The sequence below is a fragment of the Streptomyces sp. A012304 genome, from assembly GCF_026008495.1.
Taxonomy (GTDB): Bacteria; Actinomycetota; Actinomycetes; order Streptomycetales; family Streptomycetaceae; genus Streptomyces.
Genome location: NZ_BQUN01000041.1, coordinates 89,114 through 111,919, shown reverse-complemented (window position 1 = coordinate 111,919; position 22,806 = coordinate 89,114). Strand labels below are relative to the sequence as shown.

The window sequence follows — 22,806 nt, the reverse complement described above, 5'->3', positions numbered from 1 at the left end:
GCGGGTCCCCGAGCCCGCCCACGCCGCCGACTGACCGGCGGGCCGGAACCGGAGGCGCCGGATCCGGCCGGGCAGCGGCGGACCAGGATCTGTTGCGGGCGGTAGCGAGTGGGTGCCCGCAGCACACGACAGAACACATGCCACGGGAACAACGTGGCATTTCAGGGCGTTTTTGCCCGTACAGGGAGGCGGCATGACAGAGACGGCGAGCGGCCCGGCACGAGGTTCCCGCGCGAAGGGCACCAAGGCCACCAAGGGGCTGCGTATCGAGCGCATCCACACCACCCCCGGCGTGCACCCGTACGACGAGGTGGCGTGGGAGCGCCGTGACGTCGTCATGACCAATTGGCGCGACGGCTCGGTCAATTTCGAGCAGCGTGGCGTCGAGTTCCCCGAGTTCTGGTCGGTGAACGCGGTCAACATCGTCACCAGCAAGTACTTCCGCGGTGCTGTCGGCACCCCGCAGCGCGAGGTCAGCCTCAAGCAGCTGATCGACCGCATCGTGAAGACCTATCGGAAGGCCGGCGAGGACCACAAGTACTTCGCGTCGCCCGCCGACGCCGAGATCTTCGAGCACGAGCTGGCGTACGCCCTTCTGCACCAGATCTTCAGCTTCAACAGCCCCGTCTGGTTCAACGTCGGCACCCCGCAGCCCCAGCAGGTCTCCGCCTGCTTCATCCTGTCCGTCGACGACTCCATGGAGTCGATCCTCGACTGGTACAAGGAAGAGGGCATGATCTTCAAGGGCGGCTCCGGCGCCGGCCTGAACCTCTCCCGCATCCGCTCCTCCAAGGAGCTGCTGTCCTCGGGCGGCAACGCCTCCGGCCCGGTCTCCTTCATGCGCGGTGCCGACGCGTCCGCCGGCACCATCAAGTCCGGTGGCGCCACCCGCCGCGCCGCCAAGATGGTCGTCCTCGACGTCGACCACCCGGACATCGAGGACTTCATCGAGACCAAGGTCAAGGAAGAGGAGAAGATCCGCGTCCTGCGCGACGCGGGCTTCGACATGGACCTGGGCGGCGACGACATCACGTCCGTCCAGTACCAGAACGCCAACAACTCGGTCCGCGTGAACGACGAGTTCATGAAGGCCGTCGAGCAGGGCGGCCAGTTCGGCCTGCGCGCGCGGATGACCGGTGACGTCATCGAGGAGGTCGACGCCAAGTCCCTCTTCCGCAAGATCGCCGAGGCGGCCTGGGCCTGCGCCGACCCGGGCATCCAGTACGACGACACCATCAACAACTGGCACACCTGCCCCGAGTCCGGCCGGATCACCGCGTCGAACCCGTGCAGCGAGTACATGCACCTGGACAACACGTCCTGCAACCTGGCCTCGCTGAACCTGATGAAGTTCCTGAAGGACGACGGCCAGGGCAACCAGTCCTTCGAGGCCGAGCGCTTCCAGAAGGTCGTCGAGCTCGTCATCACCGCGATGGACATCTCCATCTGCTTCGCCGACTTCCCGACCCAGAAGATCGGTGAGAACACGCGCGCGTTCCGCCAGCTCGGCATCGGCTACGCCAACCTCGGCGCCCTGCTGATGGCCACCGGCCACGCGTACGACTCCAACGGCGGCCGCGCCCTCGCCGGCGCCATCACCTCCCTGATGACGGGCACGGCCTACCGCCGCTCCGCCGAACTGGCCGCGGTCGTCGGCCCGTACGACGGCTACGCCCGCAACGCCGACGCCCACAACCGCGTCATGAAGCAGCACGCCGACGCCAACGGCACGGCCGTGCGCATGGACGACCTGGACACCCCGGTCTGGGCCGCCGCCACGGAGGCCTGGCAGGACGTGCTGCGTCTCGGCGAGAAGAACGGTTTCCGTAACTCCCAGGCGTCCGTGCTCGCCCCGACGGGCACCATCGGCCTGGCGATGTCCTGCGACACCACCGGTGTCGAGCCCGACCTCGCGCTGGTCAAGTTCAAGAAGCTGGTCGGCGGCGGCTCGATGCAGATCGTCAACGGCACGGTTCCGCAGGCCCTGCGCCGCCTCGGCTACCAGGAGGAGCAGATCGAGGCGATCGTCGCCCACATCGCCGAGCACGGCAATGTGATCGACGCTCCCGGCCTCAAGCAGGAGCACTACGAGGTGTTCGACTGCGCCATGGGCGAGCGTGCCATCTCCCCGATGGGTCACGTCCGGATGATGGCCGCGATCCAGCCGTGGATCTCCGGTGCCATCTCCAAGACGGTCAACATGCCGGAGACGGCGACCGTCGAAGAGGTCGAGGAGATCTACTTCGAGGCCTGGAAGCTCGGCGTCAAGGCGCTCGCGATCTACCGAGACAACTGCAAGGTCGGCCAGCCGCTCTCCGCGAAGACCAAGGAGAAGGAGAAGGCCGAGATCACGGAGAAGGCCGAGGAGACGATCCGCACCGCGGTCGAGAAGGTCGTCGAGTACCGCCCGGTCCGCAAGCGCCTCCCCAAGGGCCGTCCCGGCATCACGACCTCCTTCACGGTCGGCGGCGCCGAGGGCTACATGACCGCCAACTCCTACCCGGACGACGGTCTCGGCGAGGTCTTCCTGAAGATGTCCAAGCAGGGCTCCACCCTCGCCGGAATGATGGACGCCTTCTCCATCGCGGTCTCCGTCGGCCTCCAGTACGGCGTGCCGTTGGAGACGTACGTCTCGAAGTTCACCAACATGCGCTTCGAGCCGGCCGGTATGACCGACGACCCGGACGTGCGGATGGCCCAGTCGATCGTCGACTACATCTTCCGCCGTCTGGCGCTGGACTTCCTGCCCTTCGAGACCCGCTCCGCGCTCGGCATCCACTCCGCCGAGGAGCGTCAGCGTCACCTCGAGACCGGTTCGTACGAGCCGGCCGAGGAGGACGTCGACGTCGAGGGTCTGGCCCAGTCGGCCCCGCGCCAGACGGACCTGAAGGCCGTCGCCACCCCGAAGGCGGCCGTCGAGGTGGCCAAGCCCGCCCCGCAGCAGGCCCACACCAGCGCCGAGCTGGTGGAGATGCAGCTGGGCATCCAGGCCGACGCCCCGCTCTGCTTCTCCTGCGGTACGAAGATGCAGCGCGCCGGTTCCTGCTACATCTGCGAGGGCTGCGGCTCGACCAGCGGTTGCAGCTGACGGTGAGCGCCCTTCAGGCGTGAAGTGACTGCCCAGGTGGGGGGTCGGCGAAATGCCGGCTCCCCACCTTGAGGAGAGGGGCGTCAGCCTGTGGCTGACGCCCCTCTCCTCGTGCGAGCCAGGTCAGGACCGGCGCAGCCGGCCCATGATGCCGGTGAACGTCGCCGGATCGTCCTCGTAGCCCTGCAATCCCGGGTGGAACGTCCAGCCGTCGGACGGGTCGCGCACGAACTCCGCGACGGTGGCCGCCGTGGCGCCCAGCACGCCGCCGAAGTCGTCCACGGCCAGATCGGTGTACCCCTCGCGTATCCGAACGGCGGGATTGAGCACGCTGACGAAGGTGCGGCGCCCGGGGCGCTGCTGGATGACGACCCCGACGACCACGCGCGCGTAGCGGGCGTCCAGCCGCTCGAGCTCCACCGTCAGGACCTCGTCCCAGCCGAAGCCCTTTCCGTCCTTGCTGTCCCGGTTGAGGTAGATGGTGCCGTCGGGAGAGCGGCTGTCGAAGTGCACCACGTAGGCCGGGTCGCCCTGCGGATCGTCCGTCAGATACGTCGCGGCCACCACGTCCAGGTCGGTGGGCGGCTGCCCCGCCGGACTCGGGTCCCACTTGAGCGCGATCTCGACCTTGCGGATCCCCTTGCTGAGGCCCTTCACCGGACTCCCTCCCCGTTCCCGTCTGTCCTCGCCCCGAACTCGCCGATCATCAGGGCCGGTTGTCCATCCTGCCACGCGCGCGTGGACACTCGCAGGCGCGCTCCGCGTCCGAGAGTGACCGGCGCCACGCCCTGTGGCCTTACCATGGCGCGGTGCTGGTCAAGTGGATTCGCTGCACCGTGGTGGACCGCCGCGGTTTCGAGCGGGGGCAGCGGAAGTGGGCGGGGCTTCCGGGGGAGCCGGGATTTCGGGGACAGGGCGGGGGCTGGAGCAGGGGGCGGCCCTCCGTCGCGCATGTCTTCGCGTTCTGGGAGAGCCGTGCCTTCTACGACTCCTTCATGGCCCGTTCCCACGACCGGCTCGCGGCCGCCCAGGCGGGCACCTTCAAGGACGCCCAGGTCCGGCTCTTCGACTACCGCTTCGACGTGAAGACCGGCTTCGAGCCCCGCTTCACCGACGCCGACCTGCTGCGGGTGGCCCTGTGCCGGGTCCACGAGGAGCGTGCCGAGCACTTCACGCTCATGCAGGAGAAGGTGTGGAACCCCGCCATGGCCGGTTCACCCGGCATGATCCGTGGGCTGTTCGCCGAGGCTCCGGGACACGAGTTCCTGGTGCTGTCGATGTGGCGCTCGGAGGCCGAGCACGGCAAGTACCGCACCGAACGGGTCGAGCGGCTCGCGCTGCGCGCCCAGACGGAAGCGGACATCTCCTCCCTGACCGGCGACATCGTGGAACTCGAACCGACCTGGACGGTTTGATTTCCGGACCCGCTCATCGGGCGCTCAGGGTGACTTCTGGTGCGGGATCCGTGTGACCTACGCCGTATAGGGGCCGTACGGGTGCTCGATCGGGCGCCACCCGATCTAGGGTTTCGGCATGGCACGACCACGGCGCATCGTCCTTGTCCGACACGGGGAGTCAACGGGCAATGTTGATGACAGCGTGTACGAGCGTGAACCGGACCACGCACTGGCCCTGACCGACCGAGGCCGACGGCAGGCGGAGGAGACGGGAAAGAGACTGCGGGAGCTGTTCGGCCGCGAGCGGGTCAGCGTGTACGTCTCGCCCTACCGGCGGACCCACGACACCCTCCGCGCCTTCCACCTCGACCCCGAGCTGATACGGGTGCGCGAGGAGCCCCGGCTGCGCGAGCAGGACTGGGGCAACTGGCAGGACCGCGACGACGTCCGCCTGCAGAAGGCCTATCGCGACGCCTACGGGCACTTCTTCTACCGCTTCGCCCAGGGGGAGAGCGGGGCCGACGTGTACGACCGGGTGGGCGGCTTCCTGGAGAGCCTCTTCCGTAGTTTCGAGGACCCCGACCACCCACCGAACGTGCTCATCGTGACCCACGGACTCGCCATGCGCCTGTTCTGCATGCGCTGGTTCCACTGGACGGTCGCCGAGTTCGAGTCGCTGTCCAACCCGGGGAACGCCGAGATGCGCATGCTCGTTCTCGGGGACGACGGCAAGTACACACTCGATCGGCCGTTCGACCGGTGGCGTGATCCGGAGCCGTACGGCATCTCCGGATAGAGTGGCAGGGCGATGACCGCTGACTCCTCTTCCGACGGGCGCCTGGAGCGCGCCCTCGCCAGTCTGCGCGGGCTCGCGGTGGGGGACGCGCTGGGCTCGCAGTTCTTCGTGCCGGCGAACTACCCGCTGCTGAAGCGCCGCGAGTTGCCGCCCGGCCCCTGGCAGTGGACGGACGACACCGAGATGGCCTGCTCCGTCGTGGCCGTCCTGGCCGCTCACCACCGCATCGACCAGGATGCCCTGGCCCGCTCCTTCGCCGAGCACCACGACTTCGACCGTGGCTACGGCCCCGCGGTCAACCGACTGCTGCGCCTCGTCCGGGAGGGCGGCGACTGGCGGGAACTGTCCGCCGCGCTGTTCAACGGACAGGGGTCCTGGGGCAACGGCGCCGCCATGCGGATCGCTCCCCTGGGAGCCTGGTACGCCGACGACCCCGAGCAGGCGACCCACCAGGCGGAGATCTCCGCCTACCCGACCCATCAGCACCGGGAGGCCGTGGTCGGGTCCATGGCCGTCGCCGCGGCCGCGGCTCTGGCCGGCGCCCCCGGTGGCCCGCCCAGCGCCGAGGCGCTCCTGGACGGTGTCATCGCCCTGGTCCCGAAGAGCGCCGTCGGCGCCGGCCTGCGTCGTGCCCGGGACATGCTCGACTACGGCGACGCCGGCACCGTCGCGGCCGTGCTCGGCTGCGGACGGCGTACGACGGCCCATGACACCGTCCCCTTCGCTCTCTGGTCCGCCGCTCGGGCCCTCGGTTCCTACGAAGAGGCGTTCTGGACGACCGCCCAGGTCGGCGGCGACGTGGACACGACCTGCGCCATCGTGGGCGGAGTGCTGGCCTCCGGGAAGGCGGGGGCACCGCCCGCCGCCTGGCTGGAGCAGGTGGAGGCGTTCCCGGAGTGGGTGCCCACGTCCGCTTGACGGTCGTTGTCCGTTGACGGTCGTCGTCCACGTGACTTTCGCGGCCGTATGACTCTGACGTCCGCCTGACTTTGACGTCCGCCTGATTGTCGCGGAGCGGCCCTGCCGGCCCGTTTCGAAACTCTGCGTGTTCGTCGGGAACCCTGCGTGACTGGCCGCTCGTTGTTCAGGCATGCCGCTGTGCGAGGTGTGCGCGCGATGACGGGCGTTGGGTGACTGCGGGGAGGTGTGGGTGGGCGACGTGTGGTTTTTCGTGGCGTTGGCGTCGGTGCTGGTGCTGGTGCCTGCTGTGGCGGGCGGGTCGGAGGCCGGGGCGGCTGGGCTGTGGGTGGCGCTGGGTCCGGGACGGCCGGACGGCCGCGGACGCGCACCCACGAGAGTCGTCGGTGGCGGTCCGCGGCCGTGCCGTGTGGCCCTCCCGTCAGCCGGCCAGGTGGCTCGGCGTCCCCGACAACGCCTCCAGGTCGCTCTTGCGGACCCGGATGACCAGCCAGGCCGTCACCAGGGCGAGCCCGGCCATGGCCGCGGCCGGGACGAAGGCGGTCGAGATGCCCTGGGCGAGAACCTCATGCCCCCAGGGGGCCGGCAGCTGGTGCGTCTGGGCGAACTCTGCCTTCTGTTCCGCCGACCCCTCGGCCAAGAAGCTCGGCAGCTGCTTCTCCGCCTCGTCCTTGGTGGCCGACCCGAAGACGGTCGTCAGGATGGCCAGTCCCAGCGAACCTCCCACCTGCTGCGTGGCGTTGAGCAGGCCGGACGCGGCGCCTGCCTCATGCTGGGCGACACCGGACACCGCGGTCACCGTCGCCGTCACGAAGTTCAGACCCATGCCGAAACCGAACACCAGCATCGGTCCCAGCACCCCACTCGCGTACGAACTGTCGGGGCTGATGAAGGTCTGCCAGATGAGTCCGATCACCACGAGGGTGGAGCCGCCGAGCATGAAAGGCTTGGGACCCAGAACCGGCAGGAAACGCTGCGACAGACCCGCGCCGACCGCGATCGCGACCGTGACCGGGAGGAAGGCGAGACCCGCCTTGATCGGGCTGTACCCGAGCACGTTCTGCACGAACAGCACGATGTAGAAGAACATGCCGAACATGGCCGCCGCCAGGCTCAGCATGATCACGTAGGTGCCCGAGCGGTTGCGGTCGGCGAACATCCGGAGGGGCGTGATCGGCTCCTTGGCGCGCATCTCCGTGAAGACGAAGGCGACCAGGAGGACCAGTGCGACACCGAAGGCTCCGAGGGTCAGACCGTCGCGCCAGCCCTCCTCCGCCACGCGGATGAAGGCGTACACCAGCGAGGCCATGCCCACCGTCGAGGTGAGCGCTCCCGCGAGGTCGAAGCGCCCGGGGTGCCGCTCGGACTCACTGATGTACAGCGGCGCGAGGACGGCGATGAGCACGCCGATGGGAACGTTGACGAACAGCACCCAGCGCCAGTCGAGCCACTCGGTGAGCATGCCGCCCGCGAGCAGCCCGATGGCGCCGCCGCCGGCCGACACCGCGGCGAAGACGCCGAAGGCCCGGTTCCGCTCGGGTCCCTCCGGGAACGTGGTGGTGATGAGCGCCAGCGAGGTCGGCGACGCGATGGCGCCGCCCACTCCTTGCAGGGCGCGCGCGGCCAGCAGCTGCCAGGGCTCCTGGGCGAGCCCGCCCAGCAAGGATGCGAAGGTGAAGAGCAGGATGCCGGCCATGAACACCCGGCGCCGGCCGAGGATGTCACCGGCCCGGGCGCCGAGCAGCAGCAGACCGCCGAAGGTGAGCGTGTAGGCGCTGACCACCCAGGTGAGATCGGTGGTGCTGAACTTGAGAGCGTCTTGAATGTGCGGGAGCGCGATGTTCACAATCGTCGCGTCGAGTACCACCATGAGTTGGCACGCCGCGATGACGGTGAGCGCTATGCCGGGATGCCCCTCCCGGCGGGCCGCACCTGGTTTCTGGTCCTTAATCAACTGAGAGGTCGTCACTATGGGTCCCCCACAAAAGCGTTAGTGAACGAGCGCGTTCACTGTCGCGTCAACCGTAGTGAGTCCCCAGTAGTGAACGCAAGCGTTCACTTGTGGTGTCGCCCGTCGGCGCGCCCCTCGCTGCCGTGTGACGCCTCCCCGCTCCCCGTGATCCCCGCTTCCTCTGCTCGCTGGAGACACTCAGATGGTTACTTCGCGCTGGACGGCCGCCCCCGCTCAGGCGGCCTCCTCTCGCCGGCGCGGCGCCGTACTCGAACGCGCGATTCTCGATGCCGCCCTGGAACAACTCGGCACCGTCGGCTGGAACGGCCTGACGATGGAGGGTGTCGCGGCCGGAGCGCAGACCGGCAAGGCGGCCGTCTATCGCCGCTGGCCGTCCAAGGAGGACCTCGTCGCGGACGCCCTGCGCGCCGGACTGCCCCGCTTCGACGCGGCGCCGGACCTGGGCAGTGTGCGGGAGGATCTGGTGGCGCTGTGCCGCGAGGCGCGCGACGCGATGTTCTCCCGGCCTGGATTCGCTCTGCGTTCAATCATTCACGAATGCGATCCGATCCAGGTGGAGCGTTTCCATTCCCTGATCTTCGACGGGGTGGTCGCGCCGACCGTGAAGCTGCTGCACGAGGTCATCAGTCGCGGAATCGAGCGCGGAGAGGTGCGCCCCGACGCCGCGAACGGCTATGTGTTCGACGCTATCCCGGCCATGATGATGTACCGCTCCAAGATGTGCAGCAGCGAATGGAACGATCAGGACCTCGAAGAGATGATCGACCATCTCATGCTGCCCCTCCTGCGGCCGGACACACGCTGAGCGGGGTCCGGGCGCGCGCGCCGTCGGCGGTCCGGACGTCATGGGGAACCGGGGTGTCGCGAGGGGATCCCGGCGGCGTACCCTAAGGGCGCCATGCCGTACGAACCACCTACTCACACCGTCGAGCGCTCCCTCCGCGCCACGACCGGAGCGAAGATCATTGCCGGTGTCGACGAAGTGGGTCGCGGTGCCTGGGCCGGTCCCGTCACCGTCTGCGCGGCGGTCACCGGACTGCGCCGGCCCCCGGTAGGCCTCACCGACTCCAAGCTCCTCTCCGTCAAGCGTCGCACCGAGCTTGCCGGAGAGCTGGAGAAGTGGGTGACGTCGTACGCCCTGGGTCACGCCTCTCCGGAGGAGATCGACGACCTGGGGATGACGGCCGCGCTGCGTCTCGCCGCCATACGTGCGCTCGATGCCCTGCCGATCCGCCCGGACGCGGTGATCCTCGACGGGAAGCACGACTACCTCGGCGCCCCCTGGAGGGTCCGCACGGTGATCAAGGGCGACCGGTCGTGCGTGGCCGTCGCGGCGGCCTCGGTGATCGCCAAGGTTCAGCGCGACAAAATGATGGCCGAACTGGGTATGGACCATGCAGACTTCGGTTTCGCGGACAATGCCGGGTACCCATCGCCCGTGCACAAGGCCGCACTGGAGGAGCGGGGACCCACCCCGTACCACCGGTTGTCGTGGGCGTATCTTGATGCGCTGCCCCAGTGGCGGCATCTCAAGAAGGCCCGCAGCTGGGCGGACGGAAGCGTTCCGGAGATCGAGGGTCAGCTCGGCTTCGATTTCTGACGATTCCGCTCGCACTGATGTGCCACCCACTGGCGCGAGTCGCACCACCGTTTGATAAATAACAGCTCATGCCTCTCATTCCCGAGGAGCCTCAGATTCACGAGAGTGCCCAGGGTCCCCGCGCCACTCCGGCCAGTGGCCGCACCGCGCCGACCCCTCGACCCGTACCCGGTCCCCGTCCCGCGGCTCCGTCGCGACCCGGCCGTCCTGGTCCCCTCCGGCCCACGCCGCCGGTGCAACGCACGCCGCGTGACGTCGCCCCCAAGCCCGGGCCGACGGCCCCGGCCGCCCCTGCCGCTTCCGCGCCCGCCGCGGCGACTCCCCAGATCCAGCTGATCCCCGCCTCGGCGGAGGGTGCGCTGGACGCCGCCGAGGAGGCCGTGGACCTGCTCCTGGACGCCGGCCGCGCCCCCGGCGACGTGCTGGTGATCACCACCGGTGAGCAGCACCCCTGGGCCGCCCACGAGCTGTCCTTCGGTGAGACGTCCTACTGGGCGCAGCACGACGCGGGGGACGACGTCTTCTACGCCGACGCGGCCGTCGTGAGCCGCGCCGGTGTGCGTCCCGTCGTCGTGGTCGCCGTCAACGGAGGCCCTGACACCGTCGCCGCCACCGCGCTGCCCCTGGCACGTCAGCGCGCCGGTGCCCTGCTGATCGTCTGCGGTGACCCGCAGCGGATCAACGCGGTGCTGGGCGCCGGAGTCTGAGCCGGCGACCGGTCACCCGGGAGGCCACGGGGGAGGAGGCGTCGCCAGAGCGGCACCTCCGGAGTCGGCCTTCGCGTGCGCGGACGACGGGATGGTCTCGGCGCGCGCTTCGGCGTGCCCTGAGCCGCCCGTCCGCCGGTCGGAGCGATGCTCGTCGTCGGAGACCGAGGGTCCGCGCCGTGCGTACCGCTGCTCGCCGTACGCCTCGTTCCGTACGACGACGCCGCAGTGGTACGGCCGCCGCGGTGCCGGGGTGAAGCCGGCCCTGTCTCAGCGGGCGGCCGCGCGGCGCAGGACCTCCGAGGCGGCACCGCCGGTTCGCGGCAGCGGCGGCGCCTCGGACAGGGCGAAGGGCTCCGGAGCCGAGTCAGCGCTGGGGCGACGGCCCCCACGGCCCTCGCCGAGCACCTGCCAGCCGTCCCGGGTCAGCGTGATGTACGCCCCGCAGCGCAGTCCGTGCAGGGTGCAGGCGTCACGCAGCCCCCACATCCAGGCGCCGTCCTCCTCCGTCCAGCGGGCGTCGCCGTCACGGCAGTAGAGCAGCACGGCCGTGCGTATCGGCGTGCGGCGCCGAAGGTCGTGCGGGATGACCCGGCGCAGTTGGGAGAGCAGAGCGTTGCGGAACAGCCAGCCGTCGGCCGACGCCTGACGGCGGGTGAACGAGGCGCTGGCCCGCACCCGCTCGTCCGGGTCGAGGACGGCCACGACGGCGGTGGCCGGCCCGGGCCGGTGACGCGCGTGCAGTCCGCTGACGACCTCCCGCGGATTGCGCAGCAGGGGTATGCCGGCCGCGGCCCACTCCGCAGGCTCGAGCAAACGGTTGGCGGAAGCGGCGGACGCGGACGTCGACAACGATGCCGCCGAGGACGGAGCGAATCCGAAGGTCACGAGCCTCCCTTCGGCTACGGCCCACACAGCGGGCGGGTCGGGTTCGGGGGGGAGCGCGCACCGCAGCAAAGCCCTACCGGACCACGGATGAGCCGTGCGGGGAGCGGAACTCAATTCTTGCTGTCGAACTTGGATGCGGCAACGAGCAATTGGGGCCACCGACCCTTATGTGGCGGTGCGTGTCTTATATCCCTACCCAATGATGTGCTGGGTACGCGTGTGCTCGCCGTACACGCGCAGTTCATCTCCTGTGGGAGCGGCGTTCGACGGGCTTGCGGCGCATGCCCCGTGCGGGACGCGCGGCGAACCCCTTCCGCAGGGTGCGGGGGCGCGTACTGAGGGGTGCTCCGCGCCCCCTTGCGCGCGGTCAGCCCTGCACCGCGAGCACCAGAGGCAACACCCCCTGCGCGCCCTCGCGTCGGAGCATCCGGGCCGCGACCGCGAGAGTCCAGCCGGTCTCGGTGTAGTCGTCCACGAGGAGAACGGGCCCCCGCGCCTGCGTCAGGGCGGAAGCGAGCGCCGGCGGTACTTCCAGCACGCCGTTGAGCGCCTTGAGGCGTTGGGCGCTGTTGCTGCGGGAGAGGGGCGGAGCCTCGCCGGCGTACTCCACGGTGCCCAGCAGCGGCAGCCGGCCGACCTCCGCGATACGGGCGCCCAGCGTCTGGATCAGCCGTGGTCGAGAACGGGAGGCGACGGTGACCACGCCGACGGGGCGCGGCGGTGCCTCGGGGGTTCCGGAGGCCCAACCGCCGGGCCCCTTGGCCCAGTCGGCGAGCACACTCACGACCGCCTTCGCCACGTCGTCCGGCACCGGCCCGTCGGGGGCCTGTGGGCCCAGCAGCGGACGCAGCCGGTTGCCCCAGCCGATGTCCGACAGGCGCCCCAATGCCCGCCCGGCCGACGCCTGTTCCCCCGCCGGGATGCGCCCCTTGAGCTCAACGCCGATGGCCGGCAGGCCTGTCGGCCACATCCGACGGGGCTCGACCTCGACGCCCGCGCGGCCCAGGTCGACGCGCGCGGCGTCGAGCGCGGTCGTGGACGTCTCGGCGGTGTGGCGGGGGCCCGCGCAGTTGTCGCAGCGTCCGCAGGGCTTGGCGCCCTCGTCGTCGAGCTGGCGCTGCAGGAACTCCATGCGGCATTCCGTCGTCGACGCGTACTGCCGCATCGCCTCCTGCTCGGCCTTGCGCTGTCGTGCCACCCATTCGTAGCGCTCGGACTCGTACATCCACGGCTGTCCGGTCGCGATCCAGCCGCCCTTGACCCGTTTGACCGCCCCGTCCACGTCGAGGACCTTCAGCATGGTCTCCAGGCGGGAGCGGCGCAGCTCCACCAAGGGTTCCAGGGCGGGCAGCGACATCGGGCCGCCCGCGCGCGCGAGAACGTCGAGGGTGCGGCGCACCAGCTCCTCCGACGGGAAGGCGAGTGAGGCGAAATACTCCCAGATCGCCTCGTCCTCCTTGCCCGGCAGCAGGAGTACCTCCGCGTGCTCGACGCCGCGCCCGGCCCGGCCCACCTGCTGGTAGTAGGCGATGGGCGAGGAGGGCGAGCCGAGGTGCACGACGAAACCGAGGTCGGGCTTGTCGAACCCCATGCCGAGGGCGGACGTGGCCACCAGTGCCTTGACCTTGTTGGCGAGGAGATCGTCCTCGGCCTGCTGCCGGTCGGCGTTCTCGGTCCGGCCCGTGTACGAGGCGACGGTGTGTCCGCGCTGCCGGAGGAAACCGGTGACCTCCTCGGCGGCGGCCACGGTGAGCGTGTAGATGATCCCGGAGCCCGGCAGCTCGTCGAGGTGGTCGGCCAGCCAGGCCATCCGGTGTGCCGCGTCCGGCAGTCGCAGCACGCCCAGCGTGAGGCTCTCGCGGTCCAGCGGGCCGCGCAGCACCAGGGCGTCGGAGGTGCCTCCGGTGCCGAGCTGTTCGGCGACGTCGGCGGTCACGCGCGCGTTGGCGGTCGCGGTCGTCGCGAGCACCGGGACGCCCGACGGGAGGTCGGTGAGCATGGTCCGCAGGCGTCGGTAGTCGGGACGGAAGTCGTGGCCCCAGTCGGAGATGCAGTGGGCCTCGTCGACCACGAGCAGCCCGGTCGTGGCGGCCAGTTCGGGCAGCACCTGGTCGCGGAAGTCCGGATTGTTCAGCCGCTCCGGGCTGACCAGCAGCACATCGACCGCTCCCCCCGCGATCTCCGCCCGGACGGTCTCCCACTCCTCGGTGTTCGAGGAGTTGATCGTCCGGGCGTGGATGCCGGCCCGGGCCGCCGCCTCCACCTGGTTGCGCATGAGGGCGAGCAGAGGGGAGACGATCACGGTGGGCCCGCAGCCACGGGCCCGGAGCAGAGAGGTCGCCACGAAATACACCGCGGACTTGCCCCAGCCCGTGCGCTGGACGACCAGGGCCCGGCGCCGCTCGGCGACCAGCGCCTCGATCGCCCGCCACTGGTCCTCGCGCAGCCGGGCCGTACCCGTGGGGTCGCCGACGAGACAGGCGAGGACGGCGTCGGCGTCCGCGCGGAGATCCGCGTTGCTCGTGTGCTCCATGCGTCCATACAACAGGACGGCACTGACAAACCGGCCGTCGTGGTCCGCCGGAGGGCATGGCTTCGGCCATGATGACGTGTCCCTGATCGAACTTATCCACAGGTCGAAGCGGAATTTGATGATCCGCGAGATCGTCTCCGCATGACGAATCACAGCGAAACGACTGGATCCTTCGAAAACTTCGAAAAGGGCGATATCTCGAGGCGGGACGAAGACACCGGACTCGGCCAACGCCCACCGTGCGACGCGCAGGCCGAGCCCGCAGGAGACGACGCGTACGACAGCCGGCCGTCCTACGAAGGACACACCCCGTACGACGGACCCTCGCCGTACGAGGGAAGCGGCGGCGCGCACCAGGTCACCCTGCGCACCCCGGCCGAGCTGGCCGACGCCCTGCCCTACCTGCTCGGGTACCGGCCCGAGGACAGCATCGTCCTGGTCGCCCTGCACGACCGGGGCGGACGGGGCAGGTTCGGCGGCCGGGCGCGGATCGGGATTCCCGCCGACCCGGACGACTGGGACGCCGTGGCCCGGCAACTCGCGCGCGGGCTTGTGACGGGCAGCACCCGCAGGGGCGCCCGCCCCGAGCAGATGGTCGCCTACCTCTGCCAGGAACCCGCCAAGGGCGAGACGGGCCGCCAGGTCATGGAGCGACTCGAGCCGCTGGCCCAGCTGCTGCGGGTCGCGTGCGGTCGGCTCGACGTCCCCGTGATCGAGGCGCTGTGCATCTCCGGGGGGCGCTTCTGGTCGTACTGCTGCAGCGGCCAGGGCTGCTGCCCGGTCGAGGGCGCCCCGATGGGGCTGCCGGGCACGTCCGTCGTGGCAGCGGCCGCCACCTACGCCGGAATCCAGGTCCGGGGCACCCTGCGCGAGCTGAGGGCCCGACTGCTCCCCCTGGAGACCGGCGCCGCGTCGGAGCAGGAAGCCGCCCTCGACACCGCCAGCATGGCGCTGGTCCCCAGGATCGTCGACGCCGCGAGCCGCGCGGCCGTGGCGGAGGAGACGGTCGAGCTGGCCGGACGGATCATGCGGCGCTTCGCGGAAGCACCTCCGATGACCGGCGCCCTGCCGGCCGACCACCGTGACGACGAGCTGCTCGGCCCCGACGAAGCCGCCGCTCTGATCCTCGGGCTCCAGGACCGAGTGACCCGTGACCGCGCCGCCGAATGGATGGAGGGCGACGAAGCCGCTCCCGCCCTGCGGCTGTGGCGTGCGCTGGCACGTCGCTGCGTCGGGCCCTACGCCGAACACGCGGCGGCACCTCTGACACTGGCCGGCTGGGTCGCCTGGTCCAGCGGCGACGAACTGGAGGCCAGGGAGGCCCTCGCCATGGCCCTGGGCGCGGATCCCGACTACCTCTTCGCCCGCCTCCTGCACCAGGCCTGCAACGAGGGCCTGGACCCGGAGACGGTACGACGCTGCCTGCGCGGCGAGCGTGAGGGACGCGACCGCCGGTCGCGGCGGGCGAGCCTTGTCGACGACGTCGGTGCGGGAGAGCGGCAGGGCGTTCCGGCCGCCGCTGCGGGTACCGAGTCGGGGAATGGGGCGGCACCAGAGGCCGATCCGGCACCGGCGACGCCGGTCGGCCGCCGACGCCGCCGCACACGCTCGGCCGAGACCGCCCGCCGCACACCACAGGCAGCGGTGGCACGGGAGCACGCTCCGCAGGCGAACCCGGTCCGTCCTCGCCCGCCGATGAAGGGCGCCACGCGCCCTGTCGCTCCGGGAAAGGGCGAACCTCGTCCACGCACGCGTGGCTCGGCAAGGTCCTCGGCCCGGCGCCGTGACACCTGCTCGGAGGCGACGCGCTCCGAGGGACACGAGAACACGGGGGAGGGATGAGCCCGCGTCGGTACTGGTCCGGGGCGGGCGGCTCGCAACGGTCCGCCACCCGCAGTCGGTCGTCCTCCCCGCCCTGCCACCAAACGGTTGGCCCTCGCCGCCGGGCGTGACTTGGGGGAGACCCGCTCCGTTCACCTGAGTGGCGGTACGCCCGAGCCGGCGCGCCGCCGCAGCGCACCTGCCCTGCCGGAGCCCGCCGCCGGCGCCGACCGTGCCCGTGGCGCACAGAGAGCAGAACGAAGGCACCGCATGCACCAGCCGACTCCGCCCTCCACCGCCGACGCACGCCCCGCAACCGACAGGCTCGTGCCGCACCACAGGCCGGGGCCCGGCCTGCCGCCGACGGCCAGGCCCGCACGCCACGAAACCGAGTTCCCCGGCGACGACACCCGCCGCACCGCACCACCCGCCCCTGCGGCGGAGACCTCACACCGCTTCCCGGACCGAGGGAGCGGCGCCGGCGGGGCGTCCGCCGTGCCGCCCACCGGCTCTCCGCGTCGCCCCGCCCCTCCCACGCCGCGCGGCGCCGCGGCACCGGCCCCGCCCGCGACCGCACGCCCCACCGAGCTGCCACCCGTGCACACGGCGATGATCTGTGTCGGCCTGCCGGGCCTGGCCATCTCCACGGACCAGGGGCAGCTCACCGGCCGCGGACTGGAGGGCTTCTACCGGGCGGGGCGCCGCATCCTGGCCCGCTGCCAGCTGCGGGTGGCCGGACGGGAGCCGCTCGCGGTCCAGGCCCGGATGACCTCGGCCGACCGGGCCCGCTTCGTCGGCACCCTGCGCGCCGCCCCCCACGGCGGGCCGGACCCCGAGGTCGTCGTCGAGCGGACCCGCACCGCGGACGGAACCGAGCGGATCACCCTGCACAGCGCCGCGTCCCGGCCGCTGCGCCTGCCGGTGGAGGTGGCCCTCGGCACGGACCTGGCCGACCTGGGTGCCATCGCGGCCGGGCGCGCCGGCCCGGAACTGCCCGCCAGCGTCCGTGACGCGGGGCTGCGCTGGTCGTGCGCCACCGGGACCGCGTCGGTCACCGCCGACCCCCCGCCCAGCGACGCTCTGGCCTCCGCGGGACTCCTGCGCTGGGACCTGGACGTGCCTCCCGGTGGCAGCGCTTGCGTGGAACTGAGAGTCCGCCTGGACGGCGTGGGCCCGATCCGGGCGGTGGGGCGCGTCGCGACCAGCCCCTTGGCTCCCGCACGGGCGACGGGCGACGACCCCCGGGTCCCCGCGTTGCTGAGCACGAGCGTCGAGGACTTGCAGGCCCTTCTGGTGCGTGACCCGGCCCATCCCACCGACACGCACCTCGCGGCAGGGGCCCCGTGGCGCTGCGGACTGGCCCCGGCGGAGGCACTTGCCGCCGCCCGTATGACGCTGCCCCTCGGCACCCGACTCGCCGCGGGAACGCTGCGCACCCTCGCCCGCACCCAGGTCACGGGCAAGGGACCGCAGGCCGGCATGATCCCCGGGCCCCGGCGGGACGCGGGCGCGCATCTGCCGCCGGGGTGCACAGGCACGGAAGCGACTCTGCTCTTCCCGGTACTCCTCGCGGAGGCCCGCAGATGGGGGCTGCCCGATCAGGACACGGAGGAACTGCTGCCGACGGCCGAGCGCTGCCTGACCTGGCTGCGGGCCGCCGTCGGCGAGGGTCCCTATCTGTGCGATCCCCGGCCCAGTGGACCCGTCCGCTGTGAGACCCAGGCCCACGCGCACCGCGCGGCCCTGCTCGGTGCCGACCTGCTCGACGCCTGCGGCAGGCCGGACGGGGACGGCCTGAGGGAGTGGGCGCGGACGGCGCGGTTCGCGTTCCGGCGGGACTTCTGGATCGACGATCCCGGTGGCGGCCGGCCCGCCGCAGCCCGTACCGCCGACGGACGGCTGGTGCCGCACCTCGGCGCTGCCACCGCCCACCTCCTCGACTGCGGACTGCTGGGCGGCGGCGAGCACGCTCCCGGCCTGCTCGACAAGGTGCAGACCGAACAGCTCGCCCGGCTGCTCGGCAGCCCGGTCATGGACTCGGGCTGGGGACTGCGCGGGCTGGGCGCGAAGGAGGCGGGCCACAACCCCTTCGGCCACCGCAGCGGCGCCGTACGGGTCCACGAGACGGCGGTCGCGGTCGCCGGCCTGGCCGCCTCGGGCTACGAGAAGGAGGCGGGTTCGCTGCTGCGGGGCGTACTGGCGGCGGCCGAAGCCTTCGGCCATCGCCTGCCCGAGATGTACGCGGGGGAGCAGCGCACGGAAGGCAGTGCCCCTCTGCCCCACCCGGCCGCCTGCCGCCCCGCCGCCACCGCGGCCGCCGCCGGCGTGCTGTTGCTGACCACCCTGGCCGGCATCCGCCCCGACGCCCCGGCCGGGACGGTCACCCTGCGCCCCCTGCCCAGCGCCCCTCTCGGAGAGATCGGCCTCACCGGGCTGCGGGTCGCGGGCGCCCCCTTCTCCGTGCGCGTCAGCAGGCTCGGACTGGCCATGGTCGAGGAGGCGGCCGACGGGCTGCAATTGGGTGCGTGACCTCGGATGACGTGGCAGCGACCGACGCTCGGGGACGAATGGTGACGGCAGTGCCGAACCGGAGGGGATCAGCCATCGAAGCGGCTAATGAAAGGAGTGTTTATCGTCAGGAAGACGACTATGATCGCGGCATGCCCTACGACCCGTCAGCCTTTCCGCCCTTCGCCGTCACCGTGGACCTGGTCGTGCTGACCGTGCGCCGCCATGCCCTGTGCGCGCTGGCGGTGCGCAGGGGCGAACCGCCGTTCCAGGGGCGCTGGGCGCTCCCGGGCGGCTTCGTACGGGCCGACGAGGACCTTTCCCAGGCCGCGGCGCGTGAACTGGCCGAGGAGACCGGACTGAGCGCCCACGACCCCTCCGCCCCGGCCCAGGACAACGGCGCCCACCTGGAGCAGCTCGCGACGTACGGCGACCCCAAGCGCGACCCGAGGATGCGCGTGGTCAGTGTCGCGCATTTGGCGCTCGCCCCCGACCTGCCCGCCCCGAGAGCCGGCGGCGACGCCAGCAACGCCCGCTGGGCGCCGGTCGAGGAGCTCTTGCAGCAGGGCGGATACGGCCGGGACGGCGAACCGGTCGCACCGCTCGCCTTCGATCACGCCCAGATCCTCGCGGACGGAGTGGAACGGGCCCGCTCCAAGATCGAGTACTCCTCGCTGGCGACCGCGTTCTGTCCCACGGAGTTCACCGTCGGGGAGCTGCGCCGGGTCTACGAGGCGGTCTGGGGCGTGGCGCTGGACCCGCGCAACTTCCACCGCAAGGTGACCGGCACTCCCGGCTTCCTGGTCCCCACGGGCGGTACCACCACCCGGCAGGGCGGCCGGCCGGCTCAGCTGTTCCGCGCCGGCGGCGCGACGCTGCTGAACCCGCCGATGCTGCGGCCCGAGGTGTGAGGCGTGGTGCGGACATGTGCCGCACCCCATTCGGGTTCCTCCGCGACCGAGCGGAAACCGGCTCGCGGCCCTCCAGGGCTCATCGCTGTCGACCACGGCCACACAGCCAGCCGCGCTATACCAGAAAATGGGACATAACGCGCTATCTTGCTACGGGTGATCCAGGCCTTCGGACTGACCAGCGACCACCGCAAGGAGCTTCCGCCCGCCCTTGACGACGTCACCTTCGAGGCGCGCGCGGGCCGCGTCACCGTGCTGCTCGGGGCGCCGGGCGCGGGCAAGAGCACGGCCCTGAGGCTCATGCTCGAACTTCAACAGGGCCGTGGCATCACCTACTTCAGAGGCCGGCCCCTGCACCGCATCGCCCATCCCTCGCGCGAGGTGGGCGTCCTTCTCGGCGATGTGCCGGGGCACCCGGCCCGCACCGTGCGCGGCCATCTGCGCATGCTCTGCGCCGCCGCGGGCGTCCCGGTCCGCCGGGCTGACGAAGTCCTCGAGGTGGTGGGCCTGGTCAGCCTGAGCGAGGAGCGCCTCGGCACGCTCTCGCGGGGCATGGACCGCCGTCTCGGCCTGGCCTGCGCCCTCCTCGCCGACCCGCACACCCTCGTGCTCGACGAGCCGACCGACGGACTCTCCGACCGCGAAAGCCGGTGGGTGCACGGCATGCTGCGCGCGCACGCGGCCCAGGGCGGCACGGTCCTGTCGACCACGTCCGACCCCAAGGAAGCCGTCCGCATCGCCGACCGGGTCGTCAGCCTGGACCAGGGCAGACTCGTCGCCGACCAGGAGGCCAGGGACTTCGCCCGCAACCGGCTGCGCCCCCGGGTCGCCGTACGCAGCCCCCATGCCGCCCGCCTCGCCGCCCTGCTCGTCAAGGAGGCTCGCACGGCACGGCGTTCCGTCGAAGTCGTGCAGGAGGACGGCAACCGGCTCTCCGTGTACGGCAGCACCTGCGCCCACGTCGGCGAGACCGCGTTCCGGCACGGTGTCCTCGTCCATCAACTCGCCGACGAGGTCGGAGACATGGGGCCCGGAGCGGGAGCCGACCCGACGGACCGGACACCCACCGAGGAGGGCACGGCCCCGCTCGGCGACGAGCAGCAGGCGTCCCTCGCGCTGCTCTCCGCGATCTCTCAGACCTCCAGGGAGTCGCGCAGCGCGAGTGCGCAGGCTCTCGGCGAACCGCGGGAGGCGAGTGCGTGCGGCCACCGCGAGCCGCATGCGGCGACCGGCACCGCCGCGGAGGACACCCGCACGGGGAGCGCGGCTCGCATGGCCGTCTCCGTGGGCGAGCCACGCACCCGGGACGGTGGACAAGGACCCGCACCCGCGTCGCACGCCTCGCCCGATCCGCTACCCGGCGACTCCCGGCCGGTCGATGACGAGGCGCGGACGGAACTCTCCGCGGCACCCCCCGACACCACGACGGACACCCCGGACACCCCGGAGGCCCCGGAGGCCTCGGAAGGCCCGGATACCCCGGACACCTCCCTCGACCGCGACGCCGCCCGGTCCGCCGCTGAGGCGCAGCCGGCAGCCGCCCCCCAGCCTCGACCCCGGTCCGCCGGCGAGCCCACCGAGCCCGCCGAAATTCCCGCAGACTCGCCCCACCCGTCAGAGGACGCCGCGTCCACCCCGATCGCTCCTCCCTCCACCAACGGCTACGACGGCATCCCCGCGCCCACCGCGCTCGACGCCCTCTCCGCCCTTCCACCCCCCATCTCCGTCCGCCCCGCTCCCAGCCCGCTGCGCCCCCTCCGTTACGAACTACGCCGCGCCACCGGTATCAGCACCGGCATGGTCATCAGTGCCGCCGTGCTGCTCGTCTCCGCCGTCACCGCTCTCCTCCTGGCCCGCATCGGCCACACCCCGCAGGCACGGCTGCTGGCCGCGTGGCCCGCAGAGCTGCCGTTGCCTCCCTCGGCGCTCGGCGCGGGGCTGCTCGGGGCGCTCGCGTTCGGCGACGAATTCCGCCACCCCGCCCTGGCCGCCGACCGCGGCACCGTGCCCCGCAGGCTGGGCCTGCTCACCGCCAAGCTCCTCGTCGCCACGCTCTCCGCGCTGATGCTGGCCTTCCTCACCGTGGGCTGCGACGCCGAGGTGCTCTATCTCGTCTACGGTCGGGAGTTCGCCAAGGTTCCCGCGGACTGGCTCCAGCTGAGCGCGAGTTGGGCCGGGCTCATGGTCGGCTGTGCCTGGGCCGGCGTCCTGGCGGCAGGCGTGTTCCGCTCCACCACGGCCGGCCTCGCGGCGGTGGTCGCCGTCCCCGTCGCCGTCGTACCCCTCGTACAGAAGGCCGTGGAGAACACGTCCGTGCGGACGGCGGCCGAAATCTCGGTGCGGTTGCGCGAGACGTTCCTGATGCAGTGGCCCTTCGGTGGAGAGCGCTATCTGGCCGGTGTGGTACGCGTGATCGTCCAACCCGTCGGCGGCGCGCTGGCGTTGTCGCTCACCCTCCTGATGTGCGCGTATCTGCTCACGGCCCTGCGGAGCAGGGTCCGGTGACGACAGTGCGTCACCGGGCCGTCGGCGCCATGTACACAACTCCCCGGAGAAAGCCCATTTCTTTCCGATAAGGCGTCAATTGCGACGGGGTGAGCGATCACCCTTTCGTGTGCTTTTCACCAAAGACCTCAAGGGAGTTGGGAGCGGCGCCGACAAAGGATGCGTGAGTACCCTTGCGCACACCATGATGACCGCCGCCCGCTCCACCGACTCCGGTCTGGCCGGCCCGGGCGAACTCGACCGCTACCCCTACGCCGAGGCCCCCGCCGCCGACCGCGTCGGACCTCCCGTCTGGGAGAGCGCGGACCCCGAGCTGGGCCGTGTGGGCCGGCGTGCGGCGGGCAGCCGCGGCCGCGGACTGCACGGCCAACTCGTCCAGCAGCTGGGCCAGATGATCGTCTCGGGCGATCTGGGTGCCGACCGTCCGCTCGTGCCCGAGGAGATCGGCCAGCGCTTCGAGGTCTCCCGCACTGTCGTCCGTGAATCGCTCCGCGTCCTGGAGGCCAAGGGCCTGGTCAGTGCCCGACCCAACGTGGGCACGCGCGTGCGTCCCGTGAGCGACTGGAACCTTCTCGACCCGGACATCATCGAGTGGCGGGCCTTCGGACCGCAGCGCGACGACCAGCGGCGCGAGCTCAGCGAGCTGCGCTGGACGATCGAGCCGCTCGCCGCAAGGCTCGCCGCCGGGCACGGGCGCGAGGACGTCCAGCAGCGCCTGGGCGACATGGTCGAGATCATGGGACACGCCCTGGCCCAGGGCGACGCGCTCACCTACTCACGAGCCGACGCGGAGTTCCACTCGCTGCTCATCCAGATCGCGGGCAACCGCATGCTGGAGCACCTCTCCGGCATCGTATCGGCCGCCCTCCATGTCTCCGGCGGCCCGGTCACCGCCTGTGACCGGCCGAACGAGGCCTCCCTCGCGCACCACGGCAGGATCGTCGACGCACTCGCCGCCGGTGACGGCTCCGGCGCCGAGGCGGCCATGCGTCAACTGCTCACCGTCCATCCCGAGGTGGAGCGCGTCGTCCCGGCGCCGCGCGAGCACTGACCGGCGCATCGCGCGTGCGGCCCCGGCCGGGTTCTCCCCCCTGCGACACATCCCTCGACCGGTGCCTCGCCCTCCCCTCGGACCCCGCAGGACCCGTCCCGGGCCTGCGGG

Annotated in this window: 16 protein-coding genes; 12 read left to right on the top strand and 4 right to left on the bottom strand. The window is 71.6% G+C overall.

Annotated features, from left to right (window positions below; genetic code table 11):
* The first annotated feature begins 193 nt into the window (after window positions 1-193).
* A complete protein-coding gene (locus ALMP_RS10745; protein WP_264926387.1) occupies window positions 194-3,088 on the top strand; it encodes a vitamin B12-dependent ribonucleotide reductase in 2,895 nt (964 codons plus the stop codon).
* 123 nt (window positions 3,089-3,211) lie between these two features.
* Here the strand turns inward: ALMP_RS10745 and ALMP_RS10740 are convergent, their stop codons facing one another.
* Complete coding sequence (locus ALMP_RS10740) at window positions 3,212-3,745, bottom strand: TerD family protein (RefSeq protein ID WP_264926385.1); 534 nt, start codon at window positions 3,743-3,745, stop codon at window positions 3,212-3,214.
* A gap of 152 nt (window positions 3,746-3,897) precedes the next feature.
* On the opposite strand from ALMP_RS10740, the gene ALMP_RS10735 reads away from it, so the two are divergent.
* The 3 genes from ALMP_RS10735 (at window position 3,898) to ALMP_RS10725 (ending at window position 6,199) form a co-directional block, all read left to right on the top strand.
* Complete coding sequence (locus ALMP_RS10735) at window positions 3,898-4,503, top strand: YdbC family protein (RefSeq protein WP_264926384.1); 606 nt, start codon at window positions 3,898-3,900, stop codon at window positions 4,501-4,503.
* 118 nt (window positions 4,504-4,621) lie between these two features.
* Window positions 4,622-5,281 (top strand): histidine phosphatase family protein, encoded by a 660-nt coding sequence (locus ALMP_RS10730; RefSeq protein WP_264926381.1) that lies wholly within the window; start codon window positions 4,622-4,624, stop codon window positions 5,279-5,281.
* A 12-nt stretch (window positions 5,282-5,293) separates the two neighbouring features.
* Window positions 5,294-6,199 (top strand): ADP-ribosylglycohydrolase family protein, encoded by a 906-nt coding sequence (locus tag ALMP_RS10725; protein WP_264926379.1) that lies wholly within the window; start codon window positions 5,294-5,296, stop codon window positions 6,197-6,199.
* A 421-nt stretch (window positions 6,200-6,620) separates the two neighbouring features.
* Here ALMP_RS10725 and ALMP_RS10720 read toward each other — a convergent pair whose 3' ends face one another.
* Entirely contained in the window at window positions 6,621-8,168 is a 1,548-nt protein-coding gene (locus ALMP_RS10720; protein ID WP_264926377.1) for an MFS transporter, read from the bottom strand.
* Window positions 8,169-8,352: 184 nt separating this feature from the next.
* Between ALMP_RS10720 and ALMP_RS10715 the strand changes: the two genes are divergently transcribed.
* The 3 genes from ALMP_RS10715 to ALMP_RS10705 all read left to right on the top strand — a co-directional run bounded on the left by ALMP_RS10715 (window position 8,353) and on the right by ALMP_RS10705 (window position 10,478).
* Entirely contained in the window at window positions 8,353-8,976 is a 624-nt protein-coding gene (locus ALMP_RS10715; RefSeq protein ID WP_264926374.1) for a TetR/AcrR family transcriptional regulator, read from the top strand.
* A gap of 93 nt (window positions 8,977-9,069) precedes the next feature.
* Window positions 9,070-9,771, top strand: a complete 702-nt coding sequence (locus ALMP_RS10710; protein ID WP_264926372.1) for a ribonuclease HII — start codon at window positions 9,070-9,072, stop codon at window positions 9,769-9,771.
* A gap of 68 nt (window positions 9,772-9,839) precedes the next feature.
* A complete protein-coding gene (locus tag ALMP_RS10705) occupies window positions 9,840-10,478 on the top strand; it encodes a hypothetical protein (protein WP_264926370.1) in 639 nt (212 codons plus the stop codon).
* A 270-nt stretch (window positions 10,479-10,748) separates the two neighbouring features.
* Here ALMP_RS10705 and ALMP_RS10700 read toward each other — a convergent pair whose 3' ends face one another.
* Both ALMP_RS10700 and ALMP_RS10695 read right to left on the bottom strand, forming a co-directional pair.
* A complete protein-coding gene (locus ALMP_RS10700; RefSeq protein WP_264926368.1) occupies window positions 10,749-11,366 on the bottom strand; it encodes a hypothetical protein in 618 nt (205 codons plus the stop codon).
* A 367-nt stretch (window positions 11,367-11,733) separates the two neighbouring features.
* Complete coding sequence (locus ALMP_RS10695) at window positions 11,734-13,899, bottom strand: RecQ family ATP-dependent DNA helicase (RefSeq protein ID WP_264926366.1); 2,166 nt, start codon at window positions 13,897-13,899, stop codon at window positions 11,734-11,736.
* Between the two features lie 141 nt (window positions 13,900-14,040).
* Here ALMP_RS10695 and ALMP_RS10690 point away from each other — a divergent pair, with 141 nt between their 5' ends.
* The 5 genes from ALMP_RS10690 to ALMP_RS10670 all read left to right on the top strand — a co-directional run bounded on the left by ALMP_RS10690 (window position 14,041) and on the right by ALMP_RS10670 (window position 22,695).
* The gene (locus ALMP_RS10690; protein ID WP_264926363.1) at window positions 14,041-15,741 is read left to right on the top strand and encodes a DUF4192 domain-containing protein; all 1,701 of its coding nucleotides are present in this window, start codon (window positions 14,041-14,043) and stop codon (window positions 15,739-15,741) included.
* Between the two features lie 588 nt (window positions 15,742-16,329).
* A complete protein-coding gene (locus ALMP_RS10685; protein ID WP_264926402.1) occupies window positions 16,330-18,249 on the top strand; it encodes a glycogen debranching N-terminal domain-containing protein in 1,920 nt (639 codons plus the stop codon).
* A 131-nt stretch (window positions 18,250-18,380) separates the two neighbouring features.
* A complete protein-coding gene (locus tag ALMP_RS10680) occupies window positions 18,381-19,139 on the top strand; it encodes an NUDIX hydrolase (RefSeq protein ID WP_264926360.1) in 759 nt (252 codons plus the stop codon).
* A gap of 147 nt (window positions 19,140-19,286) precedes the next feature.
* Window positions 19,287-21,644, top strand: coding sequence for an ATP-binding cassette domain-containing protein (locus ALMP_RS10675; protein ID WP_264926358.1), 2,358 nt, complete (start codon window positions 19,287-19,289; stop codon window positions 21,642-21,644).
* A 163-nt stretch (window positions 21,645-21,807) separates the two neighbouring features.
* A complete protein-coding gene (locus ALMP_RS10670) occupies window positions 21,808-22,695 on the top strand; it encodes a FadR/GntR family transcriptional regulator (protein ID WP_264926356.1) in 888 nt (295 codons plus the stop codon).
* Window positions 22,696-22,806 lie beyond the last annotated feature (111 nt).

What these genes read in the sequence shown, in the direction of transcription:
- ALMP_RS10745 (WP_264926387.1), top strand. Translation starts at nt 194, where the DNA reads ATGACAGAGACGGCGAGCGGCCCGGCACGAGGTTCCCGCGCGAAGGGC.
- ALMP_RS10730 (WP_264926381.1), top strand. Translation starts at nt 4,622, where the DNA reads ATGGCACGACCACGGCGCATCGTCCTTGTCCGACACGGGGAGTCAACG.
- ALMP_RS10725 (WP_264926379.1), top strand. Translation starts at nt 5,294, where the DNA reads ATGACCGCTGACTCCTCTTCCGACGGGCGCCTGGAGCGCGCCCTCGCC.
- ALMP_RS10715 (WP_264926374.1), top strand. Translation starts at nt 8,353, where the DNA reads ATGGTTACTTCGCGCTGGACGGCCGCCCCCGCTCAGGCGGCCTCCTCT.
- ALMP_RS10710 (WP_264926372.1), top strand. Translation starts at nt 9,070, where the DNA reads ATGCCGTACGAACCACCTACTCACACCGTCGAGCGCTCCCTCCGCGCC.
- ALMP_RS10705 (WP_264926370.1), top strand. Translation starts at nt 9,840, where the DNA reads ATGCCTCTCATTCCCGAGGAGCCTCAGATTCACGAGAGTGCCCAGGGT.
- ALMP_RS10695 (WP_264926366.1), bottom strand. Translation starts at nt 13,899, where the DNA reads ATGGAGCACACGAGCAACGCGGATCTCCGCGCGGACGCCGACGCCGTC.
- ALMP_RS10690 (WP_264926363.1), top strand. Translation starts at nt 14,041, where the DNA reads ATGACGAATCACAGCGAAACGACTGGATCCTTCGAAAACTTCGAAAAG.
- ALMP_RS10685 (WP_264926402.1), top strand. Translation starts at nt 16,330, where the DNA reads ATGATCTGTGTCGGCCTGCCGGGCCTGGCCATCTCCACGGACCAGGGG.
- ALMP_RS10680 (WP_264926360.1), top strand. Translation starts at nt 18,381, where the DNA reads ATGCCCTACGACCCGTCAGCCTTTCCGCCCTTCGCCGTCACCGTGGAC.